Raw genomic sequence first — 15822 nt, 5'->3', positions numbered from 1 at the left:
AGTAGATGAATGCCGGGTCGCACGTTTCGCGCGATGCTCATGCTGGCTTCCGCGCTGGCCGCGCCTTCGGGTGCTTTCGCCAAGGAGGAAGCCAAGGCGCCGACTGCCGCCCCGGCCGGCGATCCCTTGCTCGAAGCCTTCCGCGACCCGCCCGCGTCCGCCCGGCCGCGCGTCTGGTGGCACTGGATGAACGGCAATATCTCGAAGGATGGGATCGCCAAGGACCTCGCCTGGATGAAGCGGGTCGGGATCGGCGGCGTGCAGAACTTCGACGCCAACCTGCAGACGCCGCAAGTGGTGGACCACCGGCTCGTCTACATGACGCCGGAATGGAAGGACGCCTTCCGCTTCGCCGTGCACGAGGCGGACCGGCACGGCCTGGAATTCGCCATCGCCTCCTCGCCCGGCTGGTCGGAGACGGGTGGCCCCTGGGTCCAGCCGGCGGATGGCCTCAAGAAGCTGGTCTGGTCGGAAACGCGCGTGGTGGCGGGCAGGCGCTTCGCCGGCAAGCTTCCCGCGCCACCCGCCGTGACCGGGCCGTACCAGACGCTGACGGCGGCGCTGTCCATCGAGGAGATGATCTCCGGGAACCCCGCCGAGAGCGGCCCGCAGCATTACGGCGACGTCGGCGTCTTCGCGATGCCCGAGGCCATCGCGCCGGCCGCTCCGATACCACGCGCAACCGATGGGCTGGGCAATACGCTGGATGCCGCCGCCTTGTTCGACGCCGATCTCGCGAAGGGCGTGACGCTGGCGCGCAAGGACGGCGAGCCGCCGGTCCTGCGTCTCGACTACGCCAGGCCGACAAAGGTGCGATCGGCAACGCTCTACGTCCCGGACGTCGTCGTCCCGTTCGCCGGCGCGGCTTTCACCGCCACGCTGGAAGCGAGCACGGACGGCAACGCCTGGACGCCGATCACTACCCTTGCACTGGGCGCGGTGCCGACGACGGCGAGCTTCCCCGCCGTCACTGCGGCACATTTCCGCGTAGTGCTGAACCCCCGCAAGGCCGATGGCGGGCTGGGTTCCCCGGCGCCCGGCGTGGCCATGGCCGGGCTGTTCGACGGCGTCGGCGCGATGATGGCCAAAAAGCCGCTCGTCGTCGGTTCGCTCGTGCTGGACGCAGGGCCCAGGGTCGATCGCTTCGAGACCAAGTCCGGCTTCGTCATGAGCCGCGACTACTACGCCTTGGGGGAACCCGCCGACACCGTCAGCGGTATCCCTCCCACCGGCGTGGTCGACCTGACCGGCAGGCTGCAGTCGGACGGCACGCTCGACTGGCACGCCCCGGCGTTGCCGAAGGGCCAGCGCTGGCGCGTGCTGCGCATGGGTTATTCGCTGCTGGGCACGACCAACCATCCGGCACCGCCCGAAGCCACCGGACTCGAGGTCGACAAGTTCGATGGCGAGGCGGTGCGCCGCTACCTCGAACACTACCTGGGCCTCTACAAGGATGCCGCCGGTCCCGACATGGTCGGCAAGCGTGGCGTGCGCGCCCTCCTGACCGACTCCATCGAGGTCGGCGAGGCGAACTGGACGCCCCGGCTGCTGGAGCAGTTCCAACGTTTGCGCGGCTACGATCCCCGCCCCTGGCTGCCCGCGTTGACCGGCGTGCTGGTCGGCACGCGCGCCCAGTCGGACAAGTTCCTCTACGACTACCGCCGCACCCTGGCCGACCTGCTGGCGAGCGAGCACTACGGCACCGTCGCCAAGATCGCGCACGAGAACGGCCTGATCGTCTATGGCGAGGCGCTGGAGGACAAGCGCCCGATGCTGGGCGACGACATGACGATGCGCAAGGCGACCGACGTGCCGATGGCGGCGATGTGGGCGTTCGGCAAGGAAGACGGCCCGCGCCAGACCCTGATCGCGGACATGAAGGGCGCGGCTTCGGTCGCGCACCTCTATGGCCAGAACCTCGTCGCGGCGGAATCGATGACGGCCTCGATGGCGCCCTGGGCCTTTGCACCCAAGGACCTCAAGCGGTTCATCGACATGGAGTTCGTCAACGGCGTCAACCGCCCGGTGGTCCACACCTCGGTCCACGTTCCGGTGGACGACAAGAAGCCGGGCCTGTCGCTGTTCATCTTCGGCCAGTACTTCAACCGGATGGAGAGCTGGGGCGAGATGGCCAAGCCCTGGGTCGACTACATCGCGCGCTCGTCCCTGCTCCTGCAGGAGGGGCGCAACGTGGCGGACGTGGCCTATTTCTACGGCGAGGAAGCGCCGCTCACGGGCCTTTACGGTGACAAGCCGGTGGCCGATGCGCCGGTCGCCCACGCCTACGACTTCCTGAGCTTCGATGCGCTGGACACGCTGCTGGCGAACGAGGGCGCCGATGTCGTCGCTCCGGGCGGGGCGCGCTACCGGGCGATCTACCTCGGCGGCTCCTCGCAGCACATGACGCTGGCGGCACTGCGCAAGCTGGCCGCGTTGGTCGAGGGCGGGGCGACGGTGATCGGCAAGGCGCCCGTCGCGACCCCCGGCTTCGACGGGCGGGCGCCGGGAAGCGATGCCGAGTGGTCCGCGCTGGTAGCCAGGCTCTGGCCGGTGGGCGGCGATGCGCGCGTCGGGCAGGGCCGGGTGATCGCCGGGGACGACGTCGAAGCCGCGCTGAAGACCATCGGCGTGGCGCCGGACTTCACCTTCACCGGCGCCGAGACGGGAGCCAGGATACCCTTCGTCCACCGTCGCGACGAGCGGGGCGATCTCTACTACCTCAGCAATCCGCAGGACACCGCGCAGGCCATCGAGGCGCGCTTCCGTGTCACCGGCAAGGCGCCCAGCCTGTGGCATCCCGAGACCGGGAGGAGCGAACCGCTGGCCTATCGCCTCGAAGGCGGAGAGACGGTCGTGCCGCTATCGCTGGTGGCGGGCGATGCAGTCTTCGTGGTGTTCCGCGACGACGCTGCGGCCGCGTCTCGCACGCTGCCGGCCAAGGCGCATAAGATGCTGGCCACGCTGGACGACGGCTGGACGGTGACGTTACAGGCGGATCGCGGCGCTCCCGCCTCGACCCGGCTGGCAACACTCGCCCCGCTGGAGCAGAACGCCGACCCCGCGATCAGGTACTTCTCGGGCGAGGCGACCTATGTCCGCAGCTTCACGCTGCCCAGGGGCGCAGGGGCCGGCAAGCCGCTGTGGCTCGATCTCGGAGCCGTGGGCGATCTGGCGCAAGTCTCGGTCAATGGCCGCGTGGTCGGCACGGTATGGCATGCGCCCTATCGGATCGACGTCGGTGGGGCGGTGCGCAAGGGAGCCAACTCGATCGAGGTGAAGGTGGCGAACCTGTGGGTCAATCGCCTCGTCGGCGATGCGCAGCCCGGCGCCAGGCCGATCACCTGGACGGCGATGCCGACCTACCGTGCCGACGCGCCGCTGCGTCCCTCGGGCCTGATCGGGCCGGTGAGACTGGAAGCGGAGGAGTAAGCGCGCGGCGTGGCCGCGACGGTCGCGGCGGGATCAGGCGATGATGAGCCTCACGCAATGGTCCCACAGCCGCGCCGCCATGTCGGGGTTATGGACCGGCTTTCGATCAAGATCCATCATCGCCGGTCATTCAGGCGGGTCGCGCCGGGGGACAGGCGGCCGGAGTGCTTACCGCCACCGGCGTGCCATGCGTCCGTCAGCGCGGGCGCTTTACACTCAGTCCGATCCGAACAGGTCTCGCGTGAAGACCTTTTCCTTCACGTCCTCGACCGCAGGGCTCATGCGGTTTGCGAGGATGACGTCGCATTCCGCCTTGAACGCATCGATATCGCGCACGACCCTCGATCCGAAGAATTCATCTTCCTTCATAGCCGGCTCGTAGATGATGACCTCGATGCCCTTGGCCTTGACACGCTTCATGATGCCTTGAATCGAAGACTGGCGGAAATTGTCCGACCCGGCTTTCATAACCAGGCGGAAAACGCCCACTTTCCTGGGCTTCCTGGCGATGATCTGGTCGGCCAGGAAATCCTTGCGAGTGCGATTGGCATCGACGATGGCGCGGATCAGGTTCTGCGGCACTTCGGAATAGTTCGCGAGAAGCTGCTTGGTATCCTTCGGCAGGCAATATCCACCATAGCCGAAGCTCGGATTGTTGTAGTGGCTGCCGATGCGCGGATCGAGGCCGATTCCGCTGATGATCTGGCGAGTGTCCATGCCGCCGGCGATGGCGTAGCTGTCCAGCTCGTTGAAGAACGCGACGCGCATGGCGAGGTAGGTGTTGGCGAAAAGCTTGATCGCCTCGGCTTCGCGAGCGTCGGTGAACAGGACTTCGACGTCCTTCTTGATCGCGCCTTGCACCAGCAGGTCGGCGAACAATCGCGCCCGTTCCGATCGTTCGCCCACGATGATGCGCGAGGGATGAAGGTTGTCGTAGAGCGCCTTCCCCTCGCGCAGGAATTCCGGCGAGAAGATGACCTGGTTGCTGTCGTAGGCGGCGTTTATCTCGTCGACGAAGCCCACCGGGATGGTCGACTTCACCACGATCGTGGCATCACGGTTGGCAGCGATCGCCGCCCGGATGACGGCCTTCACCGAGGACGTGTCGAACTTGTTGGTATCGACGTCGTAGTTGGTCGGCGTGGCCACGATGACGTAGTCGGCACCGGCGAGGGCAGTCGTTGCATCGAGAGTCGCCGTCAGGTCGAGCGGCTTGTTGGCGAGGAATTCTTCCAGTTCGACGTCGACGATCGGGGATCGCCGCGCGTTGAGCAAGGCAACACGCTCGGCCGAGACATCCACCGCCACGACCTCGTTGTTCTGAGCCAGCAGGGCCGCGTTGGAAAGCCCGACATAGCCGAGGCCGAAAACCGCAATCTTCATCTATGCACTCACTCGCGTGACTTCGTCGGCGCCACCGGATGATGCCGACTTCGGGATCATATCGCCGGTTGTGTGCGCATATGGCAACCTTCCATGCCTTCCGCGTGCAGGAGCGTCAATTCTGCAATGCAGCGAACCGCGGCGCAGCGGCGTTGGAACCGATCGGCGGCGGTTTCCCTGCTCCGAGAATTACCCATACCGCTTTGCCCGATCATTCGCAGGTCGTGGGACGACTCCGCGCCGGTGAATTTTTTCCACACCGACGCCGTTCGTTGGCGCCATGATCCGGACCGCCCGGCAAGCGGCCCACAGGCGGTATCCCATTCTAAAAGTTCGCCGGGGAGCGATCCGGTGGACTTGCAGGCAGGCATTGCATTACTGGCGCCGGGAGCACACTTATTGACGGCCGAACGCGCCCGCACGTTGCAATGCAACAAACACCGGCTATTACAATCCAGGCCATTCCCGGCCCGCATTCGACGAGCGACAGACTTCATGCCCACCATCGTTCCCGTGATCCTGTGCGGCGGCAGCGGCACGCGCCTTTGGCCGCGTAGCCGTGTCACGATGCCCAAGCCTTTCCTGCCTTTGGTCGGCGACAACACGCTGTTCGAGGCGGCGCTCGCGCGCTGCCCGGCGTCGGGTGGATTCGCTGCGCCGGTCGTAGTGACCGGCCGTCAGCATCTCGGCCATGTCGAGGCCCAGCTCGGCGGGATCGAGGGCGCGCAGGTGATCGTCGAGCCGGCCGCGCGCAATACCGCTGCCGCCATCGCGCTGGCCGCCTGCCGCCTGCCGGAGGACGCGGTCATGCTGGTCTGCCCCAGCGATCACCATATCGGCGATGCGAATGCCTTCGCCGTCGCCGCCTGCGCCGCCGCCGACCTCGCCGAGGAAGGCTGGCTGGTTTCCTTCGGCATCGAGGCGACCGCGCCGGAGACCGGCTTCGGCTACCTCAAGCGCGGCGAGGCTATCTCGCAGACCGGCTACCGCACGGCCCAGTTCGTCGAAAAGCCCGACATCGAACGCGCCAAGGCCTTCCTCGCCGAGGGTATCTATGCGTGGAACGGCGGGATCTTCGCCTTCCGCGTCAAGGACTTCCTTGCCGAACTGGCCGCGCATCGCCCGCTTATCGCGGCAGGCGTCGCCGAAGCCGTGGCCAAAGGCCGCGAGGAGGGCCAGCGCTTCCATCCCGATGCCGATACCTTCGCCGCGGTTCCCAGCGATTCTGTCGACTACGCAGTGATGGAGAACACCAGCCGCGCGGCGATGGTGCCGGCCGACATGAACTGGTCGGACATCGGCAACTGGCACGCGCTCCACGAAGCGCTGGATCGCGACGAAAACGGCAATTCCGTGCGCGGTGAGGGCGAGGCCGAACTGGTCGACTGCCGCAACGTCCTGGTCGACAGCGATGGTCCGCGCGTTTCGGTGATCGGGCTGGAGGACGTCATCGTCGTCGTCGACGGGAACGACATCATGATAACCACCGTTTCCGGAGTACAGAAGGTGGGCAAGCTTTCGGGAGCTGTTAACCAGTGAGCAATCCTATCGAGATTCGTCTGTCATGACAGCCGCCTTGCCGATCCGCCGGGTCGAGAAGCCCTGGGGCAAGGACGTCCTGCCTGCGCCCTTCACCGCGCCCGAGGGCGAGCGCATCGGCGAGATATGGTTCGAACCACCTGCCGGGCTGCCGGACCTGCTGGTCAAGTATATCTTCACCAGCGAGGCGCTTTCTGTCCAGGTCCACCCTTCCGACGCGCAGACCATCGCCAAGGGCCTGGGGCGGCAGGGCAAGGAGGAATGCTGGTTCATCCTCGCCGCCGAACCGGGTGCGAAGCTGGGCATCGGGTTCGATGCCGACCTGGCGCCGGAGGCCATGCGGGCCGCCGCGCTCGATGGTTCGATCGAAGGGTTGATGACCTGGCATGCGATCGTGCCGGGCGATTTCTTCTACATACCCGCCAACACCGTCCATGCCATCGGCGCGGGGGTGAGCCTGATCGAGGTGCAGCAGAACAGCGACATCACCTACCGCCTCTACGACTACGGCCGCCCGCGCGAGCTGCATCTCGAGGACGGCGTGGCGGTCTCGAAAGGCGAGCCTTATGCGCTCGACCGCTGGCACACCCGGGTCGCGCCGCGCGAGACGCGGGTGCTGGTCGACGGTCCGCTGTTCCTGCTGGACCAGATCGCGGGGCCACCGTCGCCGGAATTGGCGGTCCGCTATCCCGGCCCGCTGTTGGTGATCCCGCGCGAGGGCGAGATCGAAATCGCCGGCGAGACCATCAGCCCCGGCGGCTGCGGCCTCGCGGCCAGCCTCGGCGAGGTGCGATTCGCGCAGGACGGCACCTGCCTGCTCGCAAGGGCTTGCGAGGCGAGCTGATCCCGTCGCTGGGCTCAGTCGACCTCGAAATGCCGCGGCTCCAGGCCGTCGAGACGGCGGCGATGCATTCGGGTGAAGGCATCCTCGACCCGGCGCGTGTAGCCGGCCGTGTCGTATAGCGGATGGGTTTTGCGATTGTGCGCGAGGGAGACGCGCAGACTGGCCAGCCGTTGCGGATCGCGCGCCAGGGCCAGCGCGAGGCTGGCGTATTCCTTCTCGTTCCGCGTTGCCAGTTCCGCAAGTCCTACAGAGTGAAGCAGGCTTGCGGCGACGCGGGCGGCGAACTGGCGGCCGGCAAGCGTCAGCACCGGCAGGCCCGCCCATAGCGCGTCGCTGGCGGTGGTATGGGCGTTGACCGCGAAGGTGTCGAGGAACAGGTCGGCATGGACCAGCCGCCCGAGGTGCTCGGCATGTGGCAGTGGCGGAGCGAAGACCAGCCGTGCGGGATCGACGCCGCGCGCTTCGGCTTCGCGGCGCAGGTTCTCCTCGGCCCAGCGGCTCGAACGCAGCAGCCACAGGACGCTGCCGTCGATGCCGCGCAGCAGGTCCATCCAGATGTCCCACTCGGCGGGCGAGATCTTGTAGGACTGGTTGAAGCTGGCGAAGACGAAGCCGTCCCGGGGCAATGCCCATCGGGCCCGACCGCCGGCATCGGGGACGATCGCGCGGGCATCGTCGTTCGCCTGATAGCAGTGGGCGATCCGGACGATCTTCTCGGTGAAGAAGGCCTCGGCACCCGGCGGCATCGTTACCTGGTCGGCGATGAAATAGTCCATGCAGGGGTGGCCCAGCGTGCCGGGATAGCCCATCCAGCTCACCTGGACCGGCGCGAGGCGATGGCCGAACAGGCGCGTGCGGGTGCCCAGCGTATAGCCCTTGAGATCGACCGCGATGTCGAGGCCGTCAGCGCGGGCGAGCGAGACCACCTCCTCATCGCGCATCGCACCGATCTCGGCGAAGGCGTCGCCCCGGGACCGAAGGGCGGCGCGGGCGGCATCGCCCTCGCGCGCCGGTCCGTAGCTGTAGAAATGGACGGCGAAGCGCTTGCGGTCGTGGGCCCGAAAGAAGCCCGCCATCAGGTGCATCGTCGCATGGTCGTGGAAGTCGGCGGAAAAGTAGCCGATGCGGATGCGCCCGTCCGGTGCAGGCGGGGGCTCGGGCAGGCTTTCCGGGGCGTGGGGGAACAGCTTCGCCGCGCAGGCGAGCGAGCGGCGGTACTGGTGTGCGGGATCGTCCACGAAAGGCAGCGAGGCGAACGGCTGCACGACCGCGGCTTCGGGGCCATCGGTCAACGCGTATTCGCCGCGGGCGCGCCAGTCGCACAGATGGGCTTCCTCGAAGAGCGCCTGGAGCCGTGCCGACGTGTCCGCAGGATCGCGCGCCAGCGCTGCGCGGAAGGCTGCTACCGCCGCGAGCCGCTCGCCCTTGAGGACCAGAGCCTTGCCGCGATTGACCATGGCCTGCCCGTTGCACGGATCGGCGGCGAGGGCGCGGTCGAAGGCGGCCAGCGCCTCGTCGGCGCGCTGGGCGGCAAGCAGTTGCGCGCCCATGTTGTTGTGCGCGTCGGTGTGGTTGGAGCGCAAGGTGGCGGCGATGGCGAAGCAGGCGATCGCCTCGTCGCGGAAACCCTGCCGGGCGCGCACGTTGCCGAGATTGTAGTGCGCATCGACATGCCCCGGGTCGATGGCGACCGCGCTCTCCAGGCACTGCGCGGCTTCGCCGAGGCGGCCGACGTGCTCGAGCATGTTGGCGAGGTTGTAGGGCGCATCGGCATAATCCGGGGCGCGGGCGATCACGGCTCGCCAGGTCGCCTCGGCCTCGTCGAGGCGGCCCTGGCGGCGCAGGGCGATGGCAAGGTTGTTGCAAGCGGCGGGCGTATCGAGATGGGCGGCGATTGCGCAGCGAAACGCATCGGCGGCACCGGCAGCGTCGTCCAGTTCCAGCAGCGCTGCGCCGAGCAGGTTGTGGACGCCGTGGGCGTAGGGGTGGTCGCGCGCGAGGATTTTTCCGAGCCGTGCCGCTTCGTCCATGCGACCGGCCTGGAAGGCGGCGACCATGCGGTCGAACGCGAGCTGCGCGGGCGTGTCGTCGCTCGCATCGAGTATTCCCAGACCCATCAGGGCGCGGGGGTTGCGGGGGTGGCGATCGAGAACCTGCCGGTAGAGCGCGCGCGCCGTCTCGGTCTCGCCGCGGCGGGCAGCGCCTCTGGCCTTGATAAGGAGGCTTTCCAGTCCGCTCATGCTGCAAGGGCATAAGGCCGGGATGGTGGAGAGGTGATGACCGGCGGACTATGGGAAGATGCGTGGGTCGGCCCTGCCCGCCGCCGGATCGGGCGACGGGCGGGGTGGCAGGGTCAGGCGCGGGCGCCGGTCTTGCCGAAGGCGACGATCTGCAGCAGGCCGCCGGCCATCGCCAGGTTCTTGAAGAAGTGGATGAACTGGTTCTGGTCGCCCAGCGCATGATGGAAGAACACGGCGGTGGCGATGCTGAACAGCGCGAGCACCGTGGCGACGGCGCGGAGGCGATAGCCGGCGACGAGCATCAGTCCGCCGACGATTTCGACGAGGATGGCGCCGGCCAGCGCCAGGGGGGGAAGCGGCAGGCCTGCCGAGGAGATGTAGGCCATCGAGCCGGTCGGATCGGCGAGCTTCGACGCGCCGCTCAGCAGGAAGATCGCTGCAATCAGCACGCGGCCGGTAGCCGGCAATGCGCGCTCGATGGAGGAAAGGGTACGCGAGGAGGACACGGCAGGCGAGAGATCGATGGTGGTCGAGTTCATGGTCGGATTCCTTAGGTGGCGGGCGGTGGGTCCCGAGCAACCGACCGCCGTCGATCTGTGCGACCGGGGCGTCGCTCGAGACCCTTATGGGCGCCGGATGTCATCCGCATAACTGGGATAAAACTGGTCGATATGTTCGACTATTTCGAATAAGTGTCAGATGGCGTAGCGCTGCTTGATCGCGCGGTAGCGGGTTAGCAGCATTGCTTCGCGTTCGGCGCGAGAGACCCGTGCGGTGTCGGCGGGCAAGTGCGCCATCAGCGCATCACGCGGCACCAGGAGGGTGCGGAAGGTGGCGGCGTCCTGGGTGAGGAGGTTGCGATAGGTCAGGTTGCCGTCGCTGAACCCTTGCGTGTCGAGCCAGTTGTGGACGCCGGGATCGTCTTGGGAAAGTACCAGGCGCACCACGCCGTCGCCGTCCACACAGGTGCGGGCGGGTGTATAGCTGACCGGGCGGTGGAGGAAATCCATCGAGCCCGCGAAGGCGCCGCCCATGCCGAAGATCCAGAATCCGGGGTGCATGTCCATTTCGACGATAAGCGCCTCTTGCGGTTCCAGGTGCCAGACCATGTGGGCGGCCATGCGCCCGCGCCTGGCGTCCGACGCGTCGTTGGCGGTCTTGTCGGCGGGGAAGCGATTGCGCGCGGTGGGATCGCAGACGCCGCGCGAGGTTGCCCAGGAATGCTCGGGCCAGTCGCGCATCAGGCCGGTCAGGAAACGCCCCGCCCAGTCCATCGCCTCGATCATGCGCGCCGGGTCGGGGAGCGGGCGGGGGGTGCCCATGCCGATGCGCTCGATGGTGAGCGTGGTCGGGGTCTCGTCCCAGCGGTCGAAGGCCTCGCGGATGAACAGCTTGCGGCTGCCGGGAGTAGTGGGCAGCCAGTTGCGCGGCCGCGCCTCGCCGCCGACGAAGAGCTCGAAACGGCCCTCGGCGTCGGCCTCGATCCGGGCGCCGAGGATGTTGCACTCTGGCACGTCGCCGAAGGGTTCGTGCAGCGAGGGCCAGTCGGTGCCCGGGATCAGGTCCGGGCGCGGTCCCTGCACGGTCACGTTGAGCCAGCGGGCGGTGCCCTTGCGGCCGGTGAGGCGATAGGCGTGGGCGCCATCGATCCAGGCCTGGCGATAGGTGAAGTCGGCGACGTCGCCGCCCAGCTTCATAGTCGGCGTGGTGAAGGCGTGGATCTGAGGGAAGGCAGGGTCCTTCGTCTCCAGCGCGAGGTCGAAGGCCTGGCCAAGGTTCTGGGTGAGGAAGCGGAAGGCGTCGGCGCGCTGGAGCGGGGTGGCGGGGTTGGCGTCCTTGAAGGCGCTCCTGCCGGCGGTCCGGAGATGGTCGCAGAATTGCTTCCAGGCGAGGTCGAGTGCGAGATCGTCGGGTCCGTCGCCAAAGGCCATCGTCAGGCTCCCAGTCGGTAGAGAAGGTCGGAAAGGTAGTGCGCGGCGCGGGTGCAGGCGGGGCGGGCGCCTTCCTCCACGATCCGCGGGCCGACCAGTTCGAGGTCGAACAGGCCTTCGTAGCCCAGGTCCAGCACGTCGCGCAGGATCGCTTCCAGCGGGATCGCGCCGTCGCCCGGCACGGCGCGGCACGGCGTGATGCGGTCGCCCAGCACGTAGTCGCTGACCTGGACGAGCCCGGCCAGAGGCAGCGCGGCGGCGAGGTTCCGGCGCAGGGCGGCCTCGGTCCAGCAGGCGTGGAGTTCGACGCAAAGGCCGATGCCGGCGATGCCGGCGAGCCGGGTCGCATCGGGCAGGGTATGGGCGATGTGGATGTCGGCGTTGAGTGACGAGGCGTTCTCCACCAGCAGCGCAACGCCGGCTTGCTGCGCAGCATCGCGGCACGGCGCGAGGAGCCGAGCGAAGCGCTCGGCCGCCTGTTCCCACGAAAGTGTGCCCCGTCCGCCGGTGAGGAGGTAGATCGAGGGGGCGCCCAGCTCGGCGGCGATGGCAATCGCGCGCAGGAGGCCTTCGGCTGCATCCCCGGCATCTCGCGCGAGATCGGGATGGACCGCGAAGGGATGGTTGATGCAGCCGACGCCGACAGGGCCTTCGCGAACCGCTGCGCGTTCTTCGTCGCGCAGCAGGCGGGAGGTGACGAGAGTGCAATGCTGCACCCCGATCTCCCTGCAGAACGCGACGAACCGCGCCGTCGGCTCGGCTAGAAAGGCGACCTGGTGGAGGCTGATGCGCGGGTGCATCAGCGGCGCACTTCGATGGGAACGCCGAACCGCTCGCGAAACGGAGCGAACTCGGCATTCAGCGAGTCCACGTCGTATCCGGCGTCGACGAGGACTTGCGTCGAGTAGTGGAACTTGCCGTGCCGGTCGCCCCGGTTTCCGGCGAGGTATGCCCGCATCGCCGCTTCCTGACGCTCGCCGAAGGCCTTCCCGGCGAAGGCATAGTACGTGCGCAGGGTGCCGATCGGGTCGGCCAGGAAGTCGTGGTAGCGTACATGGAGGATGCGTGGGTCATCGGTCAGCGGATTGGCCATCGTGTTGCCGATCGACCAGCGCACCCGCTCGAGATGCATTCGCGCTTCCTGGACCAGGTCGATCGGCCCGACGATGCCGTCCATGATGTCGGCCATCATCATCGTCGAGCTGGCCGCGACCATGACCGGATCGCGATGCAGCCAGACCAGCGTCGCATCGGGATAGGCTGCGAAGAAGGCCTTCAGCCTGGTGGTGTGGAAGCCCTTGAGGACCCAGTATTTCGCCTCGCGACCGTATTGGAATGCCTGCAGCATCGCCTTGTGGATGCGGTACTGCGCGACCGGGTCGGTGGGCAGGCCCATAGCGAGATTTTGCATCGGCACCCGCCACCAGGCCGTCGGGGTCATGACCCTGAAGTCGAAAGCCCAGGTCCGTTCGTCTTCGGGCAGGCCATTGCCCAGCATGTCGTTGTAGGGATGGCAGTGGAGCCACCTGGCCATCTTCGCATTGATCTCGCGCCATTCCATGTCGGCCTGCGCATAGCGCGGGTCCTCGCCCTGGACGGTTCCGGGGGGCGGCGAGGGATGCATGACTTCGGCGAAGCGCAGGGCCCGCGAATCGGGGTCGACCGACATCAGCGCGTGCATCAGCGTGGTGCCCGAACGCGGTTCGCCGCTGGCGAACATCGGTCGCTCGATCACTTCCGCGGCGAGCGGCAGGTCCTTGCGATCCTGGAAAAAGCGAAGCCGGTCGGTGAGCAGCCAGTGGATGTTCGCCGCCGCCGCCCGGCGTCCGGCCGCGTCCATCGGGATGCTCTCGACATGCGCGACGGCCAGCGCGAAGCGTTCCGGAAAACCCGCGTCGGCCCAGTCCGCAAGACCGGTCTCGGCTATCGCATGCTGCAGCAGATGCTGCGCGTCGAGCGTGGGGGAGACCACGTTCATGCCGCCACCAGCCTCTGGATCTCGTCCTCGGTTTCGCGCACTTTGGCGGCCGATGTGGCGGCGAACTTCATGCCGCCCATCGCGCCGTATTCCATCAGCTTGTACACGCGCATCCCGGCATCGGCGAAGCCCTTGAGCTTGCGCGCGACCTGCTTCGGCGAGCCGACGGGAAGGACGTCGCGGATCGCCCGCGGGTCCATCTCCTCGCAGAAGCGCAGCATCGCGGCGCGGCTGAGCTTGACCGGGTCGAAGTCCATGATGCCGCGCCAGTCGGGCCCCATCGGGTGCTCGTAGCCGAATCGCGCGAGGTCTTTCGCGGTCAGCATCAGGATGATCGACTTGACCATCGGCGCGCGCAGCATTTCGTCGATCTCGTCGGGCTCGCCGATCAGGCAGATCTGGGTGAGGGCAGGGACGAAGTCGCTCATGTCGCGTCCGGCGGCGTCCCCTGCCTCGAGGATCACCCCGAGCTTGGCGGCATAGTCCTCCGGCGTCCAGGCGCCGGCCGGCCACCAGCCGTCCGCCTCGCGGCCGGTGATGCCCAGCATGCGAGGGCCTGCCGCGCCGAGCCAGATCGGAGGGGCCTTGCCTTCGTAGAACTCGGTATCCATGCGGGCGTGTTCAAGGTGGAAGAACGCGCCCGCGAAATCGACAGGGCCTTGCGAATGCCAGAGCAGCTTGATGACCTTGATCGCCTCCTCGAGCCGTCCGACCGGCCGAGAGAAGTCGAAACCGTAGGGGACGGTGTTTTCCAGTTCCCCGGAACCCAGGCCGAGGATGAAGCGCCCTTTGGAGAGGTGGCTGATCGTCAGTGCCGCCTGCGCCAGCAGCGAGGGGTGGCGGCGCACGGTGTCGACGACGGTGGTGGCAAGCGGCGTGTGTCTCGTGAGCACTGCGGCGGCCGCGCTCACCGCCATGCCGTCGAGATGGCGGTGCGGGCTGGGCGAGGCTTTCGCGAGATCGGTGAACTCGGGCGTCCAGATCGAATCGGGCCAGAAGCTGACCATGTGATCGGGCAGCCAGATCGAATGGTAGCGGCCCGAATCGTAGTCACCCACCATGTCGATGCCGAGCGGCAGGGTGGTTCGCAGGAAGGCGGCGGGCTGCACGTTCATCGCGGATGATCCTCTCGCGGGCCGTCACCGTCCCCGTCATCGCCGGGGTGATGCGCACCTCGTTGTTCGTGCCTGCCTGGTGGTCTAGGCCTCGGCCAAAGCAAATTCCCATTTGGGGATCGGACGATGACGGGAGAGATACCGGCGGGGCTCCTGGTGCCGCTGATCGAGGGGCTCGTGGAGGACCCTCCGTGGCGGCGTTTCCTCGAGGCGCTGCGCCTTGCGGTCGCGGGGGACTACGCAAGCTTGGTGTTCCGTCCGCTGCCGCTGGGCACGCCCGAGGCGCGGGTGATCCACCTCTATTCCGGGCATGCCTCGCCGCCGCCGGTCTCGCGCCACTATCGCGAGAACCTCTACTTGCGCGATCCCATGCCCTACCACGCGATGGCGGAAGGGCGGACTTATCGCCTCGACGAACTGCTGCAGTTCGGCGAGCCCTCGCACGATGCCTACCTCACGCAGCTGCTGGTGCCCTCGGGGATGAACCACTTGCGCATGATCCGCTTTGCCCAGAGCGGGGCGGAGCGGCACGGCGTCAGCGGCTGGATCACCGTGACGCGGCGCGAGGGGGAGTTCGGCGCGGAAGTCGACGTTCTGCTCGAAAGCCTGGGGCCGTTCGTCCGGCCGGCGCTGGCAGGCTTCGTGGCGCTGGAGCGCGAACGCATGACCGCGGCCGTCGCGCGCGAGGCGGTGCGGCGGCTGAACTTCGGCTGGCTCACGCTCGACGGCGAGGGGCGGGTGCTCGATGCCGATGCCCTGGGCGGCCGCATGCTGGCCGACGGGGCGAGGATCGCGCGCGGCAAGGACGGACGGCTGACCGCGCGCGACGCGGGCCTGCGCCGCCAGTTGCTTGCCGCGATCCGCGAACTGGCGCAGGACTCGCACGCCCGCCCCCGCGCGATCGTGCTGGGCCGGGAGCCCTGGCTCGACCTGCTGCTGGTTCCCTCCGGCCAGCGCATGGGCACCACCCAGGCCGCCCCCGCAATCATAGGCTACCTCCATGCCGACAACTGGTCCTCCGCCGACCGCTGCGACCAGTTGGCGCAACTGTTCGACCTCGCGCCCAGCGAGGCGCGGCTGGCGCTGGCGCTCAGCCGCGGCATGTCGATCAGCGAGGCGGCGCCGGAACTGGGGCTGACGGTGGAATCGGCGCGCACTTATTCGAAGCGGATATATGCCAAGACCGGCGCGCGGGGGCAGGCGGACCTGGTGCGCTTCATCCACCGCAGCGTGCTGGTGATCGCGTGAGGGGTAACACGAGCGCTCCCCTCGATCGGATACATCATCCCGCTGCGCCCGAGCGATTAGAACATGTGTTCAGCAATTCTGATTGACTATCGCCGGTCGCGACGCCAGCCAATGC

General features: G+C 67.7%; 11 protein-coding genes. 4 read left to right on the top strand and 7 right to left on the bottom strand.

Annotated elements, in window-relative coordinates:
- Positions 1-9: 9 nt before the first annotated feature.
- Positions 10-3429 carry a glycosyl hydrolase gene (locus tag ACFFDA_RS20260; RefSeq protein WP_404482562.1) on the top strand — a complete coding sequence of 1140 codons (3420 nt, stop codon included), beginning with the start codon at positions 10-12 and terminating at the stop codon, positions 3427-3429.
- A 216-nt stretch (positions 3430-3645) separates the two neighbouring features.
- On the opposite strand, the gene ACFFDA_RS20255 is transcribed toward ACFFDA_RS20260, so the two are convergent.
- Positions 3646-4812 carry a nucleotide sugar dehydrogenase gene (locus ACFFDA_RS20255; RefSeq protein ID WP_404482561.1) on the bottom strand — a complete coding sequence of 389 codons (1167 nt, stop codon included), beginning with the start codon at positions 4810-4812 and terminating at the stop codon, positions 3646-3648.
- A gap of 495 nt (positions 4813-5307) precedes the next feature.
- Between ACFFDA_RS20255 and ACFFDA_RS20250 the strand changes: the two genes are divergently transcribed.
- Complete coding sequence (locus ACFFDA_RS20250; RefSeq protein ID WP_404482560.1) at positions 5308-6351, top strand: mannose-1-phosphate guanylyltransferase; 1044 nt, start codon at positions 5308-5310, stop codon at positions 6349-6351.
- Between the two features lie 25 nt (positions 6352-6376).
- Complete coding sequence (locus ACFFDA_RS20245; RefSeq protein ID WP_404482559.1) at positions 6377-7195, top strand: class I mannose-6-phosphate isomerase; 819 nt, start codon at positions 6377-6379, stop codon at positions 7193-7195.
- A 14-nt stretch (positions 7196-7209) separates the two neighbouring features.
- On the opposite strand, the gene ACFFDA_RS20240 is transcribed toward ACFFDA_RS20245, so the two are convergent.
- The 6 genes from ACFFDA_RS20240 to ACFFDA_RS20215 form a co-directional block, all read right to left on the bottom strand.
- Positions 7210-9435 carry a tetratricopeptide repeat protein gene (locus ACFFDA_RS20240; protein WP_404482558.1) on the bottom strand — a complete coding sequence of 742 codons (2226 nt, stop codon included), beginning with the start codon at positions 9433-9435 and terminating at the stop codon, positions 7210-7212.
- A 113-nt stretch (positions 9436-9548) separates the two neighbouring features.
- Positions 9549-9974: a DoxX family protein gene (locus ACFFDA_RS20235; protein WP_404482557.1), complete on the bottom strand. Its 426-nt coding sequence runs from the start codon at positions 9972-9974 to the stop codon at positions 9549-9551.
- 156 nt (positions 9975-10130) lie between these two features.
- A complete protein-coding gene (locus tag ACFFDA_RS20230; protein WP_404482556.1) occupies positions 10131-11366 on the bottom strand; it encodes a hypothetical protein in 1236 nt (411 codons plus the stop codon).
- Between the two features lie 2 nt (positions 11367-11368).
- On the bottom strand, positions 11369-12166 hold the full coding sequence (locus tag ACFFDA_RS20225; RefSeq protein WP_404482555.1) for a sugar phosphate isomerase/epimerase family protein: 798 nt from the start codon (positions 12164-12166) through the stop codon (positions 11369-11371).
- Positions 12166-13344, bottom strand: a complete 1179-nt coding sequence (locus tag ACFFDA_RS20220; protein ID WP_404482554.1) for a sulfotransferase family protein — start codon at positions 13342-13344, stop codon at positions 12166-12168. The genes ACFFDA_RS20225 and ACFFDA_RS20220 overlap by 1 nt, the downstream gene beginning before the upstream one ends.
- Entirely contained in the window at positions 13341-14459 is a 1119-nt protein-coding gene (locus ACFFDA_RS20215; protein ID WP_404482553.1) for an LLM class flavin-dependent oxidoreductase, read from the bottom strand. The genes ACFFDA_RS20220 and ACFFDA_RS20215 overlap by 4 nt, the downstream gene beginning before the upstream one ends.
- 126 nt (positions 14460-14585) lie before the next feature.
- Between ACFFDA_RS20215 and ACFFDA_RS20210 the strand changes: the two genes are divergently transcribed.
- On the top strand, positions 14586-15707 hold the full coding sequence (locus ACFFDA_RS20210) for a helix-turn-helix transcriptional regulator (RefSeq protein ID WP_404482552.1): 1122 nt from the start codon (positions 14586-14588) through the stop codon (positions 15705-15707).
- Positions 15708-15822: the final 115 nt, after the last annotated feature.

Source organism: Novosphingobium sp. BL-52-GroH, from assembly GCF_044813085.1.
Taxonomy (GTDB): domain Bacteria; phylum Pseudomonadota; class Alphaproteobacteria; order Sphingomonadales; family Sphingomonadaceae; genus Novosphingobium.
This window is presented reverse-complemented; position numbering and strand designations above follow the sequence as displayed.

Coding starts and splice junctions, on each gene's coding strand:
- ACFFDA_RS20225 (WP_404482555.1), bottom strand. CDS start 12,166: ATGCACCCGCGCATCAGCCTCCACCAGGTCGCCTTTCTAGCCGAGCCG.
- ACFFDA_RS20255 (WP_404482561.1), bottom strand. CDS start 4,812: ATGAAGATTGCGGTTTTCGGCCTCGGCTATGTCGGGCTTTCCAACGCG.
- ACFFDA_RS20245 (WP_404482559.1), top strand. CDS start 6,377: ATGACAGCCGCCTTGCCGATCCGCCGGGTCGAGAAGCCCTGGGGCAAG.
- ACFFDA_RS20260 (WP_404482562.1), top strand. CDS start 10: ATGCCGGGTCGCACGTTTCGCGCGATGCTCATGCTGGCTTCCGCGCTG.
- ACFFDA_RS20250 (WP_404482560.1), top strand. CDS start 5,308: ATGCCCACCATCGTTCCCGTGATCCTGTGCGGCGGCAGCGGCACGCGC.
- ACFFDA_RS20220 (WP_404482554.1), bottom strand. CDS start 13,344: ATGAACGTGGTCTCCCCCACGCTCGACGCGCAGCATCTGCTGCAGCAT.
- ACFFDA_RS20215 (WP_404482553.1), bottom strand. CDS start 14,459: ATGAACGTGCAGCCCGCCGCCTTCCTGCGAACCACCCTGCCGCTCGGC.
- ACFFDA_RS20240 (WP_404482558.1), bottom strand. CDS start 9,435: ATGAGCGGACTGGAAAGCCTCCTTATCAAGGCCAGAGGCGCTGCCCGC.
- ACFFDA_RS20235 (WP_404482557.1), bottom strand. CDS start 9,974: ATGAACTCGACCACCATCGATCTCTCGCCTGCCGTGTCCTCCTCGCGT.
- ACFFDA_RS20230 (WP_404482556.1), bottom strand. CDS start 11,366: ATGGCCTTTGGCGACGGACCCGACGATCTCGCACTCGACCTCGCCTGG.
- ACFFDA_RS20210 (WP_404482552.1), top strand. CDS start 14,586: ATGACGGGAGAGATACCGGCGGGGCTCCTGGTGCCGCTGATCGAGGGG.